The 856-nt window shown below is 62.9% G+C and carries 1 protein-coding gene; it reads right to left on the bottom strand.

All coding sequences use genetic code 11. From position 1 onward, the window contains the following. A partial coding sequence (locus HX823_RS31590) for an ABC transporter substrate-binding protein (RefSeq protein WP_177078565.1) occupies positions 1 to 810 on the bottom strand: 810 nt, incomplete at its 3' end. Between the last annotated feature and the right edge of the window lie 46 nt (positions 811 to 856).

Raw genomic sequence — 856 nt, 5'->3', positions numbered from 1 at the left:
CGTGTGGATCGGCTTGACCAGGCCGTTGTCCTTGCGCGTGGTCACCGCGATATCCGCTTTCAAAGGCCAGCCACCATTGACCGTGCCGACAAGCTTGATACCGCCGGTGATTGCCGCCGAATAGGCGTACACCGAGTTGGGCCCGAACAGCGCATCGCTGCGCCCGGATTGCACCGCCAGTTGCGCGGCGGCCTGGTCGTCGAAGTACTGCAACAGCGCCGGCTTGAGGCCGGCTTTTTCATTCGCGTCGTTCCAGGCCAGAAGGACCTTTTCCTGGTTGGTGCCGGAGCCGACGATGATCTTCAGCCCGGCAATGTCCTCGGCCTGCTTGATCGCGCTGATCTTGCTGGTGCTCTTCACATAGAACCCGAGCACGTCCTGGCGATAAGTCGCGAAGTCGAAACGCTTCTTGCGCGCCTCGGTCACCGTGACGTTGCTGATCACCGCGTCGTACTTGCCCGAGCTGACGCCCAGGGGCCAGTCTTCCCAGCTGGTCTGCACCACGTTGAGTTGCAGGCCCAGGCTGTCAGCGACCAACTGCGCTGTATCGGCCTCGCTGCCGATGGTGGTCTTGTCGTCATTGGCCAGCAGCGCCAGGGGCGGTCCGGCCACACCGGACACGGCCACGGTGAACTTGCCCGGCTGGGCGAACTTGAAGCCCGGTGGGATCTGCGCGATGGCCGCTTCGTTACGCGGTACATGAATGCGCGGGCGGTCGGGGCTGAGGTCGACCTGTTGCACGGCGAATGCGCTTTGCGCAGTGCTGACGGCCAGCGTCAACAGGGCGATACGAGCGGTAGAGATAAGCATGGGCAGTCACTCCTTGAACTAAAGCACCTTGCCGAGAAAGGCCACA

The sequence above is a fragment of the Pseudomonas sp. P7759 genome, from assembly GCF_013386445.1.
In the GTDB taxonomy this organism is placed as follows: Bacteria; Pseudomonadota; Gammaproteobacteria; order Pseudomonadales; family Pseudomonadaceae; genus Aquipseudomonas; species Aquipseudomonas azotoformans_A.
Note: the sequence above shows the minus strand (reverse complement) of the source record. Positions and strands in the feature narration are given on the sequence as shown.